Here is a 17,059-nt window from a genome sequence, read left to right on the forward strand (position 1 = left end):
AGCGGTCTTAGCCCGCCAATGACTCAACACGAATTCGCGTCACTTCACCGACAATGCTTTCCAGTCCTTCGATCTGCATTACTGCCGCCGACAATTTTGCTTCAACGGTGCGGTTGGTCAAAATGATCATCGGCACAAGGTTGGCGCCGTCGGCAGGCTCTTTCTGAATCAGCGCTTCAATACTAATACCGCCATCGCTCAAAATCTGTGCGACTTTAGACAGTACGCCCGGCTTGTCGACCGCGGCCATACGCAGGTAGTACGCGGTTTCAACTGCCTCGATGGGCAATACCGGATGCGCGCTCAAAGATGCCGTTTGGAAAGACAAATACGGCACCCGATTACTCGGTTGCGCGCTCAAGGTACGCGCCACATCAATAATATCGGCAACGACAGCAGATGCCGTCGGCTCGCCGCCCGCACCCGCGCCGTAATACAGCGTTGGCCCAACCGCGTCGGACTGCACTAGCACCGCATTCATCACACCATTTACATTGGCAATCAAGCGTCGCTCTGGAATTAAGGTTGGATGAACCCGTAGCTCAATGCCTTCGCTGGTATCGCGGGCAATACCCAAATGTTTGATGCGATAACCAAGCTCTTCGGCGTAAATCACGTCTTCTTGGGCGATACGACTAATACCTTCGGTGAAGACTTTGTCGAACTGCAGCGGAATACCAAACGCCAATGACGCCAGAATCACTAATTTGTGAGCAGCATCGATACCCTCAACGTCAAACGTCGGGTCGGCCTCTGCGTAGCCTAGCGCCTGCGCCTCTGCCAGTACGTCGGCAAAGTCACGGCCTTTTTCGCGCATTTCAGACAGGATGAAATTGCCAGTACCGTTGATGATACCTGCCAACCACTGAATTTTATTACCCGCCAAACCTTCGCGCAGGGCTTTAATAATTGGGATACCGCCGGCTACCGCTGCCTCAAACGCAACCGTTACGCCCTTCTCAGCGGCCGCTGCAAAAATCTCATTGCCATGCTCAGCAATTAGCGCCTTGTTGGCGGTAACAACGTGCTTACCATTGGCAATAGCGCGCAGCACAAGCTCTTTGGCAACTGTTGTGCCGCCAATCAGCTCGACAAGAATATCAATTTCGGGATTCTCAGCCACAGCAAACACATCGCGTTCAACCGCCACGCTACCAATATCGCAATTTGGGTTGTCGCGACGCATGCCGACCTGTGTCACCACAATATCCGCACCGACACGCGCAGAAATTTCTGCCGCATTACGCGCCAATACCGCAAACGTACCGCTACCCACGGTGCCTAAACCACATATTCCTACTTTGACCGAATCCACCATTGCTCCTTTATACATCAGGCAATATCTCAGGCGCTCAGCGCAACCCGACAATACTGGGACTGGCACGGAAACTGATTATTCCAAGCCGAAAGGAGTGCATTTTAGTCAAGCTGGGGCATTAAGGCTATGGGCTGTGGCAATTCAACGCAGTTTATTCAGTATCATCGCAACTAGACGGCAAAAATCCGCCCTAGACAGCAAAACAGCCGCATAAAATGCAGCTGTTTTTGCTAGAGAACGGGTTTCTATCAAAGATAAAGCATCAATCCTCGCCACATAAGCTCATTAGACGCTGACTAATAATTTCCTCAGCCTCGCTCACCATACGGTCCAAAAGCACTTGGCAACTTGGAATATCATTAATCAAGCCAATAACCATGCCTGCGGTCCAAATACCGCCGTCGACGTCTCCGCCTTCCAACACATTTTCGCGACCGCGTGCGCCCGCCACTAAGGGTTGAATATCGGAGAATTCGGTTTTGCCGTCTCGTCCTTCAATCTCTACAACCTGCTCAGCAATAGCATTGCGAAATACTCTTGCGGTGTTGTTCAGGCTACGGAAAATGAGTGAGGTTTGACGTTCATCGGCCTCGACCATCGCACGTTTCACATTTTCATGTACCGGCGCTTCTTTGGTGGCCACAAAACGCGTACCCATATTAATGCCTTCGGCACCCAGCGCCAGTGCAGCAACAAGGCCTTGCGCATCACCAATTCCGCCAGAGGCAATCATGGGAATACTTAGCTTGGCCGCCGCCGCAGGCAGCAAAATCATATTGGTCACGTCGTCTTCACCGGGGTGACCGGCGCATTCAAAGCCGTCAACACTGACGGCGTCACAACCGATGCGCTCTGCCTTTAAGGCATGGCGAACTGAGGTGCATTTATGAATAACCCGCACACCATTGGCTTTAAATAGTGGCATAAAATCCTCTGGGCTACGCCCAGCGGTTTCCACTATTTTAACGCCACCGCGAATAATCGCTTCGGCGTACTCCATATACGGAACCGGATTTATGGTCGGCAAAATAGTGAGATTCACGCCAAAGGGTAAATCTGTCATTTCTTTACAGCGTAGTATCTCTTTATACAGGTCTTCAGGTGTTGGCTGCGTTAACGCTGTCAGTATTCCTAAACCACCGGCATTAGACACCGCCGAGGCTAGCTCGGCGCGTCCTACCCACTGCATACCACCTTGGATAATGGGATATTTAATTCCCAGCATTTCGGTAATACGAGTCTTCATTGGGAACGTCCTTTAATACGAAATAACTTAGATACGCTCAATGATAATGGCGGGAGCCATGCCACCAGCGGCACACATAGTTACTAAGCCACGCTTAAGGCCACGACGTTCTAGCTCGTCTAATACAGTGCCAATCAAGATTGCACCAGTAGCGCCGATAGGATGACCGAGCGCCATTGAGCCGCCGTTGACGTTCACCTTGTCACGATCCAATTTCAGGTCACGGATATACTTTTCAGCAACGACCGCAAAGGCTTCGTTGATTTCGAACAGGTCAATATCGTCAACGGTTAAGCCGGCTTTTTTAAGCACTTTCAATGTTGCTGGAACAGGTGCATTTAGCATCAGGGTTGGTGAGTCACCCATATTGGCCATAGCAACAATTTTAGCGCGCGGCTTGAGGCCATTTGCTTGTGCATACTCTGGCGAAGTCAGCAAAATTGCAGCGGCGCCGTCAACCACACCTGACGAGTTACCGCCGTGGTGAACGTGACTGATTTTTAGGTCAGGGTAGACTTTGTTTACTAGACCAGCATAGGTAGTACCAGCATCGTCCAACGGGTAATAAGCCAACTCTGCAAACGCAGGTTTAAGCTGTGACAAGCCTTCTAAAGTAGTGCTTGGACGTGGGAACTCTTCTTTATCCAAAGCCAAGGTGCCATCTTCGCGGTAAACCGGAACCAAGCTTTTATCAAAGTGACCGTTTTCGATTGCATGCGCAGCGCGTTGCTGGCTGGTTAAGGCAAGCTTATCAAGGTCTTCGCGAGTGATACCTTCTAGCGTTGCAATCGCGTCACCGCACACACCTTGATGTGGCTGAGGATGCGCTTCACGCAACACCATATTGCCGTTATCTAGGAACATTGACGGATCATTACCGTTTTGTCCGTAGTTCGACATCATCTCGGTGCCGCCGGCTATAACCACGTCTTCCATGCCTGACATAATCGATGCCGCTGCAAGGTTTACGACAGTAATACCAGAACCACAGAAACGATCTAACGTTACTGCACTGCTTTTAACGTCATAGCCAGCAGTCAATGCAGCCATACGACCCAAATCTGCAGACTGTTCACCACGCTGTGAGCTAGTGCCCCAAATAATATCGTCAACGTCGGCCGTGTTTAAATTGGTACGCTCAGCTAATGCTTTTAATACTGTTGCACCCAATTGATGAGGGTGAATACCAGCTAATGCGCCTTTTCCTGCCTTACCAATGCCACGGGGTGTGCGGCAAGCGTCGATAATCCATGCTTCTTTCATAATGTAATCCTCGTTTTAGCCCTTCGGGCGATTAACAACCTTTCCAGTTTGGTGCGCGTTTTTCTGCAAATGCCGTCGCACCTTCAATGGCATCTTTACTACTAAATACCGGATCAACTAATTTGGCTTGCTCTGGGAACATTTCGTTTTGCTGCCAATCTTGCGAGTTGATCACAACTTGTTTACTGGCAATAACGGCCATAGGACCGTTTGCAGCGATACTGCGAGCAAAGGCTTTTGCACCCTCAAGTGCACCGCCCGCTTCCACAACTTTGTTTACCAAACCCAAATCATAGGCGCGCTGCGCGCTGATAAAGTCGCCGGTCAACGCCATTTCCATCGCAATACGAGACGGGATCTGACGCGGCAAACGCATCAGGCCACCCGCTGCCGCCGCCAAGCCGCGCTTAGCTTCGGGAATACCAAACTTGGCATTGTCTGCAACCACAATCAGGTCACAGCAAATGGCTAATTCAAAACCGCCAGCCAAGGCAAAGCCCTCAACCGCAGCAATTAATGGCTTCTTCGGTGGCTGTTCGCACAAGCCCGCAAAGCCACGGCCTTTCACCACCGGCATTTCGCCAGAAACAAATGCTTTTAAATCCATACCTGCGCAAAACGTATTATCTGCGCCGGTTAAAATAGCCGCACGAATGTCGTTATTGCTGTCCAGCTCTTCCATCGCCGCCGCAATGCCCTTCGCTACCGCGAGGTTCACCGAGTTTTTGGCTTTAGGACGGTTTATGGTGACAATCATCACGCCGTCTTCAACACTGACTAATACTTCATCGCTCATAGATTTATCCTCTGTTCGGCGCTCAATGCCGTTATCACTATAATTTGAAAGTACGAACTACTCGCCGCGAAATACTGGCGGACGTTTTTCAAAAAATGCCTGCATCGCCTCTTTTGCATCAGCAGTATCTACACAGACCTTTTGCGCTTTTGCTTCAATTGCAACGGCTTCGTCGTAGCTAGTTGTTGCCACTTGGCGCAGTATTTTTTTCATTTCTCGCAGCGCGACAGGAGCGCGAAGTGCAAGAGCCTCTGCCCAGGTTTGCGCCGTTGTCATTACTTGATCCGCCGGGACAACTTTATTCACAATGCCCGCAGCGAGACACACAGTAGCGTCTAAACGGCCGCCTTCTGCCATCAACTCATAGCAGCGCTGATAACCTAAATGGCGAAGTAAGAGCCAGCTCGCACCGCCATCTGGCACCAGACCCACATTGCTGAAGGCCATTATTAAACTACCGGAATCAGCCATGACAACTAGATCACAGCGCATTGCGATTGCGGCGCCAACACCGGCCATGATGCCCGGTGACGCGGCGATCACGGTTTTATCCATAGCGCCAAGTAGACTAAGGATAGGGCCGTACTCGTCTATAATTTGCTCTTCAACGGTTTGCCCCGGTAAAAAGCCTTCAGCCAAATCCGCGCCTGATGAAAAGCCTCGACCATTTGCACCCAAGACCACCGCCCGAATACCCGTATCTACATTAGCATCCTGCAGCACACCAAGTAATTCAGTACGCATTTCACGATTGAATGAGTTCAGTGATTCAGGGCGATTAAGCCGTATAAGGGCAACTGCGCCGGTCTTGCTGTATTCGAGTGTTTGGTAAGACGTCATAAAAGCTCCAGCCAAAAATCTACTGTGGCCGCACGCACTGCGCGGCCACGCTTTAGACTAAATGCCTTATTAACGAGGCTGCATACGAATAGCGCCATCCAAACGGATAGATTCACCGTTCATATATTCGTTCTCAGCGATCATAACTGACAGGTGAGCAATCTCTTCTGGACGACCAAGACGCTGTGGGTTAACAACGCTGTTTTCCAGTGATTTGTATGCCGCTTCAGGCAGGGTTTCAAACAATGGCGTGTGAATCAGACCGGGTACGATGGTGTTTACACGAATACCGTAAGACGCCAAATCACGTGCCATTGGCAAAGTCATACCAACAACGCCGCCTTTCGAGGCACTGTAAGCAACCTGACCAACCTGACCTTCGTAGGCAGCAACAGAAGCCGTGTTAATAATAACGCCACGGGCATTAGCACCGTCGTAAGGTTCGTTCTTCGCCATTTGCTCAGCAACAAGACGAGCAACATTGAAGGTACCGATCAAATTTACATTGATAACAGTTTTGTACGCATCTAATGGGAATGCGCCGTTTTTGCTCAAGGTTTTAACAGCATTACCAATACCAGCGTAGTTATTGCAAATATGGATAGCGCCAAATTTAGCGATAACTTCAGCAATCGCTGTTGCCACTGATTCTTCATCCGCAACGTTTACATTGTGGAAACTAACCTTGTCAGCGCCCAGCTCAGCAACAATGGCGTTGCCGCGATCAGCGTTCATATCGAAAATAGCGACTTTGCCACCTTTAGCGACATAGGCACGCACTGTGCCTTCACCTAGGCCTGAAGCACCACCAGTAACAACTGCAACTTTACCGTTAATATCCATACGTTTTCTCCTAATTAGTTTAGTTTGGGTTGAGAGTGTAATTAGCGTTCTTCAAAAATTGAACGCGCGATAATTTCCTTCATAATTTCTGAGGTTCCGGCCAGAATCCGGCTGATACGCGCATTGGCATACAGATTACAAATTTCATATTCCTGCATATAACCGGCACCGCCATGGAGCTGCACACCTTCATCGACCATGCGGCCCTCGACCTCAGAGCAGTATAGTTTAGCTTGGGATGCGGACGTTGCCGTTAATTTACCTTTATTATGTTGAGCAACACACTGATCAATAAAAGCCTGCGCCACATCGATTTCGGTGCGCATATTCGCCATTTTAAAGCGGGTGTTTTGCTGTTCAGACAGCGCCTTACCGAAAGCTTTGCGATCTTCAACATACTCCTTAGTTAAGTCGAAGGCACACTGCGCCGCCGCCAAAGAGATACACGCTGTGATCAGACGCTCTTCCGCCAAGCCCTGCATAAGGTGATGCATACCGCGCCCGACTTCACCCAGCACGTTTGCCTTAGGAATTTTTACGTCATTAAAAAATAACTCAGCGGTGTCTTGAGCCTTTAAGCCCAATTTATCTAGATTACGGCCACGCTCGAAACCTTCCATACCCGCTTCGACAATAAATAGCGTCATTTCGCGTGGCTTTTCTGGATTGGATTTCGCCGCCACAATCACCGCATTAGCGAGAATGCCGTTAGAAATATAGACCTTAGAACCATTCAGCAACCAGTGATCGCCTTTGTCCTCGGCGCGACTTTTCATGCCAGCCAAGTCCGAACCCGCGTCTGGCTCTGTCATCGCAACGGCAAGAATACATTCGCCAGTTACACATTTAGGAATAAAGCGCTGCTGCTGCTCAGGATTACCAAAGTGTTTTAGATAGGGCGCGACCAAGCGGCTATGCAAGGTATGGAACAAGCCCACCTCACCGTAGCGGCCATCTTCTTCAATCATAATTTGCTGATAGCGGAAATCTTCAAGATCTAAGCCACCTAGCTCTTCCGGTGCCCAGGTCAGCAAGTATCCCTGCTCACCCATTTTGAGGAATATTTCGCGGGGGACGATACCCGCTTTGCGCCACGCTTCTCGATGCGGCAAAACTTCCTGTTCCAAAAATCGGCGATAGGCATCGCGGAACTGTTGTTGATCTTCAGTAAAACACTCTCTTTGCATACAAACACCCATTCGACAAAACCGCGCTCAACATAGCCAATACCTTTTTGTATCGCCTACATTAATATTCGGGGGCCATTCTGAAACAGAGTACGCAGGTGGAGCCATGCCGATAGACAACAAAAAAAATGACATTTGGTTACACCGCAGCGATGAAGTCACCAGCCTATTCGATGAATAGCAACTTGCATGCAACAAAGTACAGACGAAAAAAAGGGGCTTTCCGCCCCGTCGTCACAACTTGCTTTCACCCTAGCAGCCGCAAATTTAGTTCAGCACCATAACCCCTAGCTGGGCTGCGGTCTTAAAACCCGGAATCATGCTGCCATCTTCCAAAACAATGGCCGGCGTCCCGGTCACCCCCATTTGCGCGCCCAATTGGTATTCGGCAGCGATTGGGTTCGTGCACTTTTTAGGCTCTACTGTTGATCCGCCCTTTAAAGAATTCATTGCCGCTTTAGGATCATCTGCGCACCAAGCCGACACCATTTTATCGTAAGTTGGCGTGCCCAAGCCGGCGCGAGGATAACCTAAATAGCGTACTTCGATACCCATCGCATTTAGCTGAGGAACCTCTTCGTGCAGCTTGCGGCAATAACCACAATCAACATCTGTAAAGACATAAATGGCGCCCTTGGTTTCACCTTTGGGGCTGAAAATAATCATATCTTCACGCTTAATATCCGCAAGTAGCTCTTTACGCACCGGCTTGAGCTTTTTCTCAGCAACGCTTTCAATACCCGCCGCACTGATCTCAAACATATCACCGGCGATAAAGTAACGGCCATCGGCACTGGCGTACACGGTCGGGCCATTTTGCATGGTGACCAAATACAAACCCGCCACGCCGCTTGGCTCAATTTGGGTAATAACGATATCAGGCCGTGTCGCCTTAAAAGCCCCACGAATTGCACTATCCGCTGCTTTATCAACAACAAGCGATGCCATTACTTGGCCGGATGGAAGCAACACAGCGCTAAAGGCCAATATTACGAGCGCCCGACGCAATACAACTCTCATGTAATTATTCAAACAACTTCTCCAAATTCCGCTAACAACATCGATCATCATAGGAGTGATTTTGTCACAACAAGTTTCATCGACTCCAGCCTTCTTCGCAATTTATAAACACAAGCAAGACCATCATATAAACACTGTCACAACCAATCACCAAGCATGCAATGAAAATTCCCGCATAGCCCTCGCTTTTTACGGCAAAACTTTAACGATAAGCAAGTAGTTATCCAACGCAACATGTTTTAACACTCACTATCTACCTATGCTTTTACCAGCACACAAACAAAAAAGGCAGCCAATGGCTGCCTTTTTAAACACATCAAAAAAATTAAGCTTTAATGCCCAATTTTTCTTTGATACGTGCCGCACGACCACTCAGTTCGCGCAAATAGTAAAGTTTAGCTTGGCGCACATCGCCGCGACGCTTAACTTGAATGCTATCGATCAGCGGGCTGTAGGTTTGGAAAGTACGCTCTACACCTACGCCGTGAGAAATTTTACGTACGGTAAAGGCAGAGTTCAGGGCACGGTTACGAATGCCAATTACAACACCTTCAAAAGCCTGAAGACGCTCACGAGCACCTTCTTTAACTTTTACCTGAACGACAACGGTGTCACCGGGGCTGAATTCCGGCAGCTCTTTGGTGGCCTGCTCTGCTTCCAGTTCGGCAATAATTTTGTTGGTGCTCATGGCATGCTCCTAAATTCGAAAGTTTATAGCTTCACAGCTAGATGTCAGTTAATCGTTATGCTCGCGGATAAATTCCGCCAACAATGTATTTTGTTCGTCGCTCAGTTCTACTTTTTGCAGTAAATCTCTGCGTCGCAACCAAGTTCGGCCTAACGACTGCTTAAGTCGCCAACGCCGTATCGCTTCGTGATTACCACTTAACAACACGTCTGGCACCGTTCTACCTCGGTAATGCTCAGGCCGCGTGTAATGCGGGCAATCTAACAATCCTTCGGCAAATGAGTCTTGCTCTGCCGACAAATGATGCCCCAGCACCCCCGGTAATAAGCGACTTAATCCGTCAATCATCACCATAGCAGCCAACTCACCACCACTAAGCACGTAATCGCCTATCGACCATTCTTCGTCGACTTCAGCCTCGATTAGGCGCTCATCTACTCCTTCGTACCGCCCCGCCAACAACACTAGCGACGGCTTTTGTGCTAATTCTACCAAGCCCTCTTGGTCTAACGGCCGACCCTGCGGCGACAAATAAATAACCGTCGCCCCGGGTGCCACCGACGCCTTCGCGGCATGAATCGCCTGCTCCAGCGGAGCTGTTTTCATCACCATGCCAGGGCCGCCGCCATAAGGCCGGTCATCCACTGTTTGATGGCGATCTGTGGTGTAATCACGCGGATTACAACACTGTATATTCAGCAAACCATTTTGAACTGCGCGACCAGTTACACCATAGTCGCTAACTGCAGCGAACATCTCGGGAAACAGACTTACCACCGATATGTCCAAAACGCTGCCTCCTTTGCCCTTTTAACTAGAACTCAGGATCCCAGTCCACCAATATCACTCCAGTTTCCAGGTTGATATCTTTTATAAACTGCTCTGGCACATAAGGAATCAAACGTTCCTTATCATCCAAGCTGCCCTCGCACTGTCGCACAACGAGAACATCGTTTGCACCAGTTTCTAGGAGGTGACTCACCTCGCCAAGCAGAACCGGCTCAGCCGATGAGTACAGAGTTGCTACCTTTAAACCAGTCAGCTGATGCCAATAAAACTCATCGCTTTCTAATTTAGGTAACTGCGCCTCTGCGACAGATAGCTCTAAGCCGCAGTAGCCCGCCGCCACATCGCGATCATCAACACCTTTCAGGTGACCGACAATACCTTTGCCATGTGTTTGGCACTCATCAAACTCTGCGCGCTGCCACTTTCCAGACTTGCAAAAGTAAACATCGCTGTAATCAAAAAAATTACTAACGGGATCGGTAAAAGAATGTATCTTCACCCATCCCTTTACCCCGTACACCGCTGAAATCTTAGCGATTACGACCCGATTTTCCGGGGTAAATGCCGTCATTTAAGCGGCAGCTGCTGCTGAGTCTTTAAGCAACTTTGCAACGCGATCAGACATTTGAGCGCCTTGAGCAACCCAATGATCAACGCGTGCGTTATCAACGCGTAAACGCTCTTCATTGCCACGAGCAACTGGGTTAAAAAAACCAACGCGCTCAATAAAACGACCATCACGTGAAGTGCGGCTGTCAGTAACTGTCAGATGATAAAATGGGCGCTTTTTAGAGCCGCCACGTGCCAAACGAATAGTGACCATTCTTGTTTCATTTCCTAGCATTTGGGCAGGTTTTCACACCTGCTTATCGAAAAATTCGAAGCGATTATATGACCGAAGCCATAAAGGCGCGGAATTATAAGGGAAAACGATGATATATGAAACACTTAGCGCAGTTTTTCTTTGCGCCTCGCTAGCGCCTATACAAGCCACGATTTACACAGCAAAGACAGCACCCTAGTGATCTATATATTTTATTTTAAATCAACAACCTATAGGATGCAGTTAATGCTAAAACTTCTATCTCGGCGACACACTTAACGCAGAGCCGGAACAGCCTTAAGAAGGATCACATACCTGGAAAACGACCACCACCAGGCGGCATCATTCCACCCATACCGCGCATCATATTCGTCATACCGCCCTTCTGTCCCATCTTCTTCATCATCTTCGCCATTTGCTTATGCTGTTTTAGCAAGCGGTTCAAATCCTGAATATCGGTACCTGACCCCACGGTAATACGACGCTTACGCGAGCCATTTAGCAGATCCGGATTCCGGCGCTCCGCCGGCGTCATGGAATTAATGATGGCTTCCATGCGAGTGAACATTTTATTGTCCATTTGACTCTGAGCCATTTGCGCCATATTGCCCATGCCCGGCAATTTATCGAGTAAGCCTTTCATGCCGCCCATGTTCTGCATTTGCTGGAGCTGATCACGCAGATCTTCCAAGTCAAATTTCTTGCCCTTTTTAAGCTTTTTGGCCAGTTTTTCGGCCTTGTCCTTATCGAGCTTGGACTCCGCCTCATCGATAAGCGACAAAATATCGCCCATACCAAGAATACGTGAGGCAATCCGGTCTGGATAAAAAGGATCTAGCGCGTCGGTCTTTTCACCTACGCCAATAAATTTAATAGGTTTGCCTGTAATATGTCGCACCGACAATGCGGCACCACCGCGACTATCCGCGTCTGCCTTAGTCAATATCACGCCTGTTAATGGTAGCGCTTCACCAAAAGCCTTCGCGGTATTCGCGGCGTCTTGGCCGGTCATGGCATCGACAACGAATAAGGTTTCTATCGGCTTGATCGCGGCATGAAGATCTTTAATCTCGGTCATCATATCGGTATCGATATGCAGGCGACCGGCGGTATCTACAATAACGACGTCATAAAAACGCAGTTTAGCCTCGGCAATAGCGGCATTTGCGATATCTACCGGTTTTTGATCGATATTACTGGGAAAGAAGCCAGCACCGATGTCGTTTGCCAAGGTTTCTAGCTGCTTGATCGCCGCCGGACGGTAAATATCCGCACTCACCACCAGCACTTTCTTTTTGTGTTTTTCTTGCAAAAATTTAGCTAGCTTGGCCACCGACGTGGTTTTACCTGCACCCTGCAAACCCGCCATCAACATGACCGCAGGGGGCTGGGTGGCTAAGTTCAAGGTCTCATTTTGACTACCCATGATCCGCTCCAGCTCCTGCTGGACGATCTTGATAAACATCTGCCCCGGACTCAGGCTTTTACTGACCTCCTGCCCCACCGCACGCGCTTTTACCGCGTCGACAAAATCTTTAACAACAGGCAGGGCAACGTCTGCTTCAAGCAGAGCCATACGCACGTCGCGCATAGCGTCGGCAATATTGTCTTCACTCAACCGCGCCTGACCAGTGACATGGCGCAAGGTCTGCGATAGGCGTTCGGTTAAATTCTCAAACATGCTTAAACTCTCTAAAATCTAAAGGTGATTATCTTGAAAGCACGGTTCAAGTCGACATACTGTCGTGAACCCGCTTACAATCTGGTCGCTGTGCAGCACTACATTACTATGCCAAACAAAAATTATGCCGCAGTATAACCGAGTCATCAGGCAGACCCAACGCTCAGTACACACAATACGGATATAACGGCCACACTTACCGATGAATTTATACAGCAGCATTGCCGCCATCATTTTTTATGCCATCGCCACGGGTATGCAATATCGTGCATTGAATCGCACTTTAAACCAGAGCAGCTTGATTATTGGCTTAGCTGCCGTCTTGTGCCACGCCCTGGCGGCTATCACGGCGATCCACACCGCCGACGGAATGGACCTTGGGGTCATTCAGGTGCTGTCGCTTATCACATGGCTAATCTGCCTTATTACAGTCAGCGCCAGCTTGCGCCGCCCCCTGCACAATTTACTTATTCCTTTATACCCGCTGGCCGCTATCAGCCTTATCGCAGAATTATTGATACCCGAACGCCAACAGCTATTACAACACCAACCACTTGGCGTGCTGTGTCATATATTGCTATCCATCCTCGCCTACAGCGTACTCACCATTGCCGCCACACAAGCAATGGTACTTGCCCTGCAAGACCGCATGTTACGTGACCACCACCTAAAAGGCCTGCCGAGCATTCTCCCCCCCCTGCAAACCATGGAAGCCATGCTCTTCGAATTAATCTGGGCGGGATTCATTCTATTAACGATGGCCATTGTTACCGGCGGCATCTATGTTGATGACATGCTGGCTCAGCACTTATTACATAAAACGGTGTTCTCGGTGCTGTCATGGATATTATTAGCCATTTTATTATGCGGCCGCATTGCTCTTGGCTGGCGCGGTAAAGTCGCCATTCGCTGGACACTGTGGGCGTTTGCCTGCCTATTACTCGGTTATCTCGGCACCAAAATTGCGCTGTCTATCATCATTCATATCACCGCTATTTGATATTACGCTTGTCGCGCCTGCCTTTTTTGGTCAAGATTGGCGCTTATTTTGGTAACTAGGGAGTTTTTGGCTTTTTGAACGAGGCACCGCTGGGTCTTCTATTTGGCATTTTAGCTGCATTAATCGTCCTGTCCGGTTTCTTTTCCGGCTCAGAAACTGGAATGATGTCTCTCAATCGATATCGCCTGCGCCACCGCGCCAAATCCGGCCATCGCGGCGCCAAACGCGCCTCAAAACTACTGGAAGAGCCAGACAGCTTGATCAGCACCATCCTGATCGGCAACAATCTAGTCAATAATTTAGCCGCATCTATCGCAACCATTGTGGCGATTCGCCTGTATGGCGACAACGCCGTGGTGCCCGCGTCCATATTACTAACACTTGTTTTCCTGATCTTCGCTGAAATCATCCCAAAAACCATTGCCGCTTATAAATCTGAAACCGTAGCCTACGCCGTCAGTCATATTCTGCTCCCCCTAAAAAAGCTAATGTTTCCGATAATTTGGCTGGTCAGCCACGTTACTCAATTTGTGCTTCGCCTAACCCGCATTGAAAAAAATGACGGTTCGGAGCATATCGGCCTAGACGAGCTGCGCACCATCGTTGGTGAAGCTGGCCATTTAATTCCCAAGCACCACAAGGGGATGCTAATGAACATCCTCGACCTCGAACAAATTACGGTGGACGACATTATGATCCCCCGCAACGAGGTCTTTGGTATTGATGCAGATGCCGACACCGACACCATTATCCGCAAACTACGTGACGCCGAATTCACCCGCATCCCGGTGTATCAAAATGACATCGACAATATCGTCGGCATTCTGCATCAGCGTGACATCATCAATAGCGTGGATGAACAAGGCCGCGTTCAACGCGATGCACTTCTACAGGCGATTAGAGACCCCTACTTCATACCCGAAGGCACCCCGCTAAACACCCAGCTTTTCAATTTTCAAAAGCAAAAACGCCGACTTGGGATAGTTGTTGACGAGTACGGCGTCATGCAGGGGATTGTAACGCTGGAAGATTTGCTCGAAGAGATTGTTGGCGAATTCACATCCAACCTGAGCACCGACACCGACGACATCGTTCACCAAGCTGACGGCACCTATCTAGTCGACGGCACCACCACGATTCGCGACATCAATAAAAGCATGAAATGGGATTTACCCACTGATGGGCCAAAAACCCTAAATGGCCTACTGCTAGAAAAGCTGGAGTCATTTCCTGAAGGGGCTGTCGGCCTAACGATAGACCGCTATTATTTTGAAATTATTGAGATGAAAGGCAATCTAATTCAGTCGGTAAGAGCCTACGCCAAATCAAAAAGCCGACGCTAATTCGTCGGCTCTCAATGGCTAGCCAAAATCGCCATAGCGGCTACGGCAGCGCTGATTAGCCAGAACAATCACCTCCCGCTTGCGGGCATTATCCATGCCCGACCAGTCACCGATCTCCTTCAAGCTCCGGTAACATCCGGTGCAAATATCGTCGTTATCCAAGGCACAAACAGACACGCATGGTGAGGCGACTGGCTTTTCTTTCGCTTCACTCATGCCATGCTCTGTGGTTTTAGTTCAGTGGCAAAGCGATGACCGTTCTCAACATAATGCGCCGCAGACAGCATCAAAGCCTCTTGCTCTTCAGCACTTAGACTACGACGGATTTTAGCTGGCGAACCCAACACCATTGAACCATCGGGTATGACCATGCCCTCGGTGACCAAAGCATTAGCGCCAATCAAACAGCCCTTGCCGATCTTTGCGCCATTGAGCACCACCGCATTAATGCCAATCAGGCTGCCCTGCCCAATCGTACAGCCGTGCAGCATGACCTTATGACCCACGGTGACGTCATCGCCAATATGCATCGGGAATCCGGCATCAGTATGCAGCACCGAGCCGTCTTGAATATTACTGCGCGCACCAATCACAATGTCATCAACGTCACCGCGAATCACCACATTAAACCAAATACTGGCATTCTCTTTTAACACCACAGAGCCAATCACCGTGGCATTATCAGCGACGAAGTGGCCGCTCCCTTCAAGTTGAACGCGACGCTCACCTAGTTGATACAACATATTAACCCCCATAAACACGCGCCCATTACAGGCTTCCGCTCAAATTGAAGCGAGCTGATATATTTCGTAAGCTGGCTCTTCATAAGGATGAGCCTTCTTCAGGGCAGTAACCACGTCGTGAATACATTCTTCAGCACACAAGGTTTCCACTCTATATTCGTCTACGACTTCTAGCTGTCCCTGCCCACCAATAAAAGGCCGACTACCCTCCAACGGCAAAAATTGCCCCTGGCCAAGTACCTGCCAGCTGCAATGACCATAATGCCCTTGTCCACCCGCACCAGTAGCAAACACCGCACTCTTCACCTGCTCGCAATGTGTTGCAGGCACAAAGAATACTAATTTATACATCAGCCCTACCATCTTGCTCGCGATAAAATTCTTCGGCAAATTGCGCCAGCCTCCCCTCTTCTATCGCCTGACGAATGGCCGTCATATGATTCTGATAATAGCGAAGGTTATGGATGGTATTAAGCTGGGCGCCTAGGATTTCCTTACATTTGTCGAGATGATGCAAATAAGCGCGGGAAAAATTTTGGCAGGTGTAACAATCACACTTCTCGTCCAAGGGCGCATTATTATAGCGATGACTCGCATTGCGAATTTTAATAACACCGGTTGAGGTAAACAAATGACCGTTGCGGGCATTTCGCGTTGGCATCACGCAGTCAAACATATCTACGCCACGCATAACGGCCTCTAGAATATCTGAAGGCTTACCCACTCCCATCAAATAGCGCGGCTTATCTTCTGGCATATATTCGGCAAGCGAATCAAGCACCATCAGCATTTCATCTTTAGGCTCACCGACCGATAAACCACCAATCGCAAAACCATCAAAATCGATATCCTTTAAGCCCTGCAGGGATTCCCGTCGCAGCTCTGGATACATACCACCTTGCACGATACCAAATAGCGCCGCGTCATTACCTTCATGCGCCGTTTTGCTCCGCGCCGCCCAACGCAAAGACAGTTCCATAGAGGTTCTAGCTTCGGCCTCAGTCGCGGGGTACGGTGTGCATTCGTCAAAGATCATAACGATGTCTGCACCTAAATCACGCTGAATTTGCATAGAGGTTTCAGGATCTAAATACACATCACTGCCGTTGACCGGTGATTTAAAAGACACGCCCGCTTCACTAATTTTGCGTAGCTTACCTAAGCTCCACACCTGAAAGCCGCCAGAGTCAGTTAGTATCGGCCCCTGCCAACCGGTAAAGTCATGTAGGTCACCATGGGCCTTCACCACCTCGGTACCCGGCCTAAGACTTAAATGGAAGGTATTGCCAAGTATAATCTGCGCACCAATCTCCTTGATGTCACGCGGCAGCATACCCTTCACCGTACCGTAGGTACCCACTGGCATAAACGCGGGGGTTTCGACCTTACCACGGGGAAAATCCAAGGTTCCGCGACGCGCTAAGCCATCACTGGCTTTCACATCAAAACGCATTCGACATTCGCTCATAAAACGGATCC

At 49.3% G+C, this 17,059-nt stretch carries 19 protein-coding genes; 2 read left to right on the plus strand and 17 right to left on the minus strand.

Annotation, left to right across the window (positions count from 1 at the left end; genetic code table 11):
• Nucleotides 1-7 precede the first annotated feature (7 nt).
• The 13 genes from GVJ32_RS01915 to ffh all read right to left on the minus strand — a co-directional run bounded on the left by GVJ32_RS01915 (nt 8) and on the right by ffh (nt 12,494).
• Nucleotides 8-1,315 (minus strand): homoserine dehydrogenase, encoded by a 1,308-nt coding sequence (locus GVJ32_RS01915; protein ID WP_159238356.1) that lies wholly within the window; start codon nt 1,313-1,315, stop codon nt 8-10.
• A gap of 265 nt (nt 1,316-1,580) precedes the next feature.
• The gene (locus GVJ32_RS01920; protein WP_159238357.1) at nt 1,581-2,564 is read right to left on the minus strand and encodes an NAD(P)H-dependent flavin oxidoreductase; all 984 of its coding nucleotides are present in this window, start codon (nt 2,562-2,564) and stop codon (nt 1,581-1,583) included.
• Between the two features lie 27 nt (nt 2,565-2,591).
• Entirely contained in the window at nt 2,592-3,827 is a 1,236-nt protein-coding gene (locus GVJ32_RS01925; RefSeq protein WP_159238358.1) for an acetyl-CoA C-acetyltransferase, read from the minus strand.
• A 31-nt stretch (nt 3,828-3,858) separates the two neighbouring features.
• Nucleotides 3,859-4,623: a crotonase/enoyl-CoA hydratase family protein gene (locus GVJ32_RS01930; protein ID WP_159238359.1), complete on the minus strand. Its 765-nt coding sequence runs from the start codon at nt 4,621-4,623 to the stop codon at nt 3,859-3,861.
• Between the two features lie 57 nt (nt 4,624-4,680).
• Nucleotides 4,681-5,463 (minus strand): enoyl-CoA hydratase/isomerase family protein, encoded by a 783-nt coding sequence (locus tag GVJ32_RS01935; RefSeq protein ID WP_159238360.1) that lies wholly within the window; start codon nt 5,461-5,463, stop codon nt 4,681-4,683.
• Nucleotides 5,464-5,532: 69 nt separating this feature from the next.
• Nucleotides 5,533-6,306: an SDR family NAD(P)-dependent oxidoreductase gene (locus tag GVJ32_RS01940; protein WP_159238361.1), complete on the minus strand. Its 774-nt coding sequence runs from the start codon at nt 6,304-6,306 to the stop codon at nt 5,533-5,535.
• A 41-nt stretch (nt 6,307-6,347) separates the two neighbouring features.
• Nucleotides 6,348-7,493 carry an acyl-CoA dehydrogenase family protein gene (locus tag GVJ32_RS01945; RefSeq protein WP_159238362.1) on the minus strand — a complete coding sequence of 382 codons (1,146 nt, stop codon included), beginning with the start codon at nt 7,491-7,493 and terminating at the stop codon, nt 6,348-6,350.
• 267 nt (nt 7,494-7,760) lie between these two features.
• Nucleotides 7,761-8,525, minus strand: coding sequence for a DsbC family protein (locus GVJ32_RS01950; RefSeq protein ID WP_159238363.1), 765 nt, complete (start codon nt 8,523-8,525; stop codon nt 7,761-7,763).
• Nucleotides 8,526-8,838: 313 nt separating this feature from the next.
• Nucleotides 8,839-9,201 carry a 50S ribosomal protein L19 gene (gene rplS, locus GVJ32_RS01955; RefSeq protein ID WP_159238364.1) on the minus strand — a complete coding sequence of 121 codons (363 nt, stop codon included), beginning with the start codon at nt 9,199-9,201 and terminating at the stop codon, nt 8,839-8,841.
• 48 nt (nt 9,202-9,249) lie between these two features.
• Complete coding sequence (trmD, locus tag GVJ32_RS01960; protein WP_159238365.1) at nt 9,250-9,990, minus strand: tRNA (guanosine(37)-N1)-methyltransferase TrmD; 741 nt, start codon at nt 9,988-9,990, stop codon at nt 9,250-9,252.
• A gap of 25 nt (nt 9,991-10,015) precedes the next feature.
• Nucleotides 10,016-10,561: a ribosome maturation factor RimM gene (gene rimM / locus GVJ32_RS01965; RefSeq protein ID WP_159238366.1), complete on the minus strand. Its 546-nt coding sequence runs from the start codon at nt 10,559-10,561 to the stop codon at nt 10,016-10,018.
• Nucleotides 10,562-10,813 carry a 30S ribosomal protein S16 gene (gene rpsP, locus GVJ32_RS01970; protein ID WP_159238367.1) on the minus strand — a complete coding sequence of 84 codons (252 nt, stop codon included), beginning with the start codon at nt 10,811-10,813 and terminating at the stop codon, nt 10,562-10,564.
• Between the two features lie 307 nt (nt 10,814-11,120).
• Nucleotides 11,121-12,494 (minus strand): signal recognition particle protein, encoded by a 1,374-nt coding sequence (ffh, locus tag GVJ32_RS01975; RefSeq protein WP_159238368.1) that lies wholly within the window; start codon nt 12,492-12,494, stop codon nt 11,121-11,123.
• 202 nt (nt 12,495-12,696) lie between these two features.
• Here ffh and GVJ32_RS01980 point away from each other — a divergent pair, with 202 nt between their 5' ends.
• Both GVJ32_RS01980 and GVJ32_RS01985 read left to right on the plus strand, forming a co-directional pair.
• Nucleotides 12,697-13,494 (plus strand): cytochrome C assembly family protein, encoded by a 798-nt coding sequence (locus GVJ32_RS01980; protein WP_159238369.1) that lies wholly within the window; start codon nt 12,697-12,699, stop codon nt 13,492-13,494.
• A 74-nt stretch (nt 13,495-13,568) separates the two neighbouring features.
• A complete protein-coding gene (locus GVJ32_RS01985) occupies nt 13,569-14,837 on the plus strand; it encodes an HlyC/CorC family transporter (RefSeq protein ID WP_159238370.1) in 1,269 nt (422 codons plus the stop codon).
• Nucleotides 14,838-14,855: 18 nt separating this feature from the next.
• On the opposite strand, the gene GVJ32_RS01990 is transcribed toward GVJ32_RS01985, so the two are convergent.
• Genes GVJ32_RS01990 through tgt form a run of 4 tightly spaced genes read right to left on the minus strand, consistent with a single transcriptional unit; the run spans nt 14,856 to nt 17,033 of the window.
• The gene (locus tag GVJ32_RS01990) at nt 14,856-15,053 is read right to left on the minus strand and encodes a DUF1289 domain-containing protein (RefSeq protein WP_159238371.1); all 198 of its coding nucleotides are present in this window, start codon (nt 15,051-15,053) and stop codon (nt 14,856-14,858) included.
• Nucleotides 15,050-15,580, minus strand: a complete 531-nt coding sequence (locus GVJ32_RS01995) for a gamma carbonic anhydrase family protein (protein WP_159238372.1) — start codon at nt 15,578-15,580, stop codon at nt 15,050-15,052. The genes GVJ32_RS01990 and GVJ32_RS01995 overlap by 4 nt, the downstream gene beginning before the upstream one ends.
• A 39-nt stretch (nt 15,581-15,619) precedes the next feature.
• Nucleotides 15,620-15,931 (minus strand): NGG1p interacting factor NIF3, encoded by a 312-nt coding sequence (locus tag GVJ32_RS02000; RefSeq protein ID WP_159238373.1) that lies wholly within the window; start codon nt 15,929-15,931, stop codon nt 15,620-15,622.
• Complete coding sequence (gene tgt / locus GVJ32_RS02005) at nt 15,924-17,033, minus strand: tRNA guanosine(34) transglycosylase Tgt (protein WP_435808060.1); 1,110 nt, start codon at nt 17,031-17,033, stop codon at nt 15,924-15,926. Before tgt ends, GVJ32_RS02000 begins: the two co-directional genes overlap by 8 nt.
• Nucleotides 17,034-17,059: the final 26 nt, after the last annotated feature.

Origin of the sequence: Zhongshania aliphaticivorans (assembly GCF_902705855.1) — a bacterium.
GTDB lineage: Bacteria > Pseudomonadota > Gammaproteobacteria > Pseudomonadales > Spongiibacteraceae > Spongiibacter > Spongiibacter aliphaticivorans_B.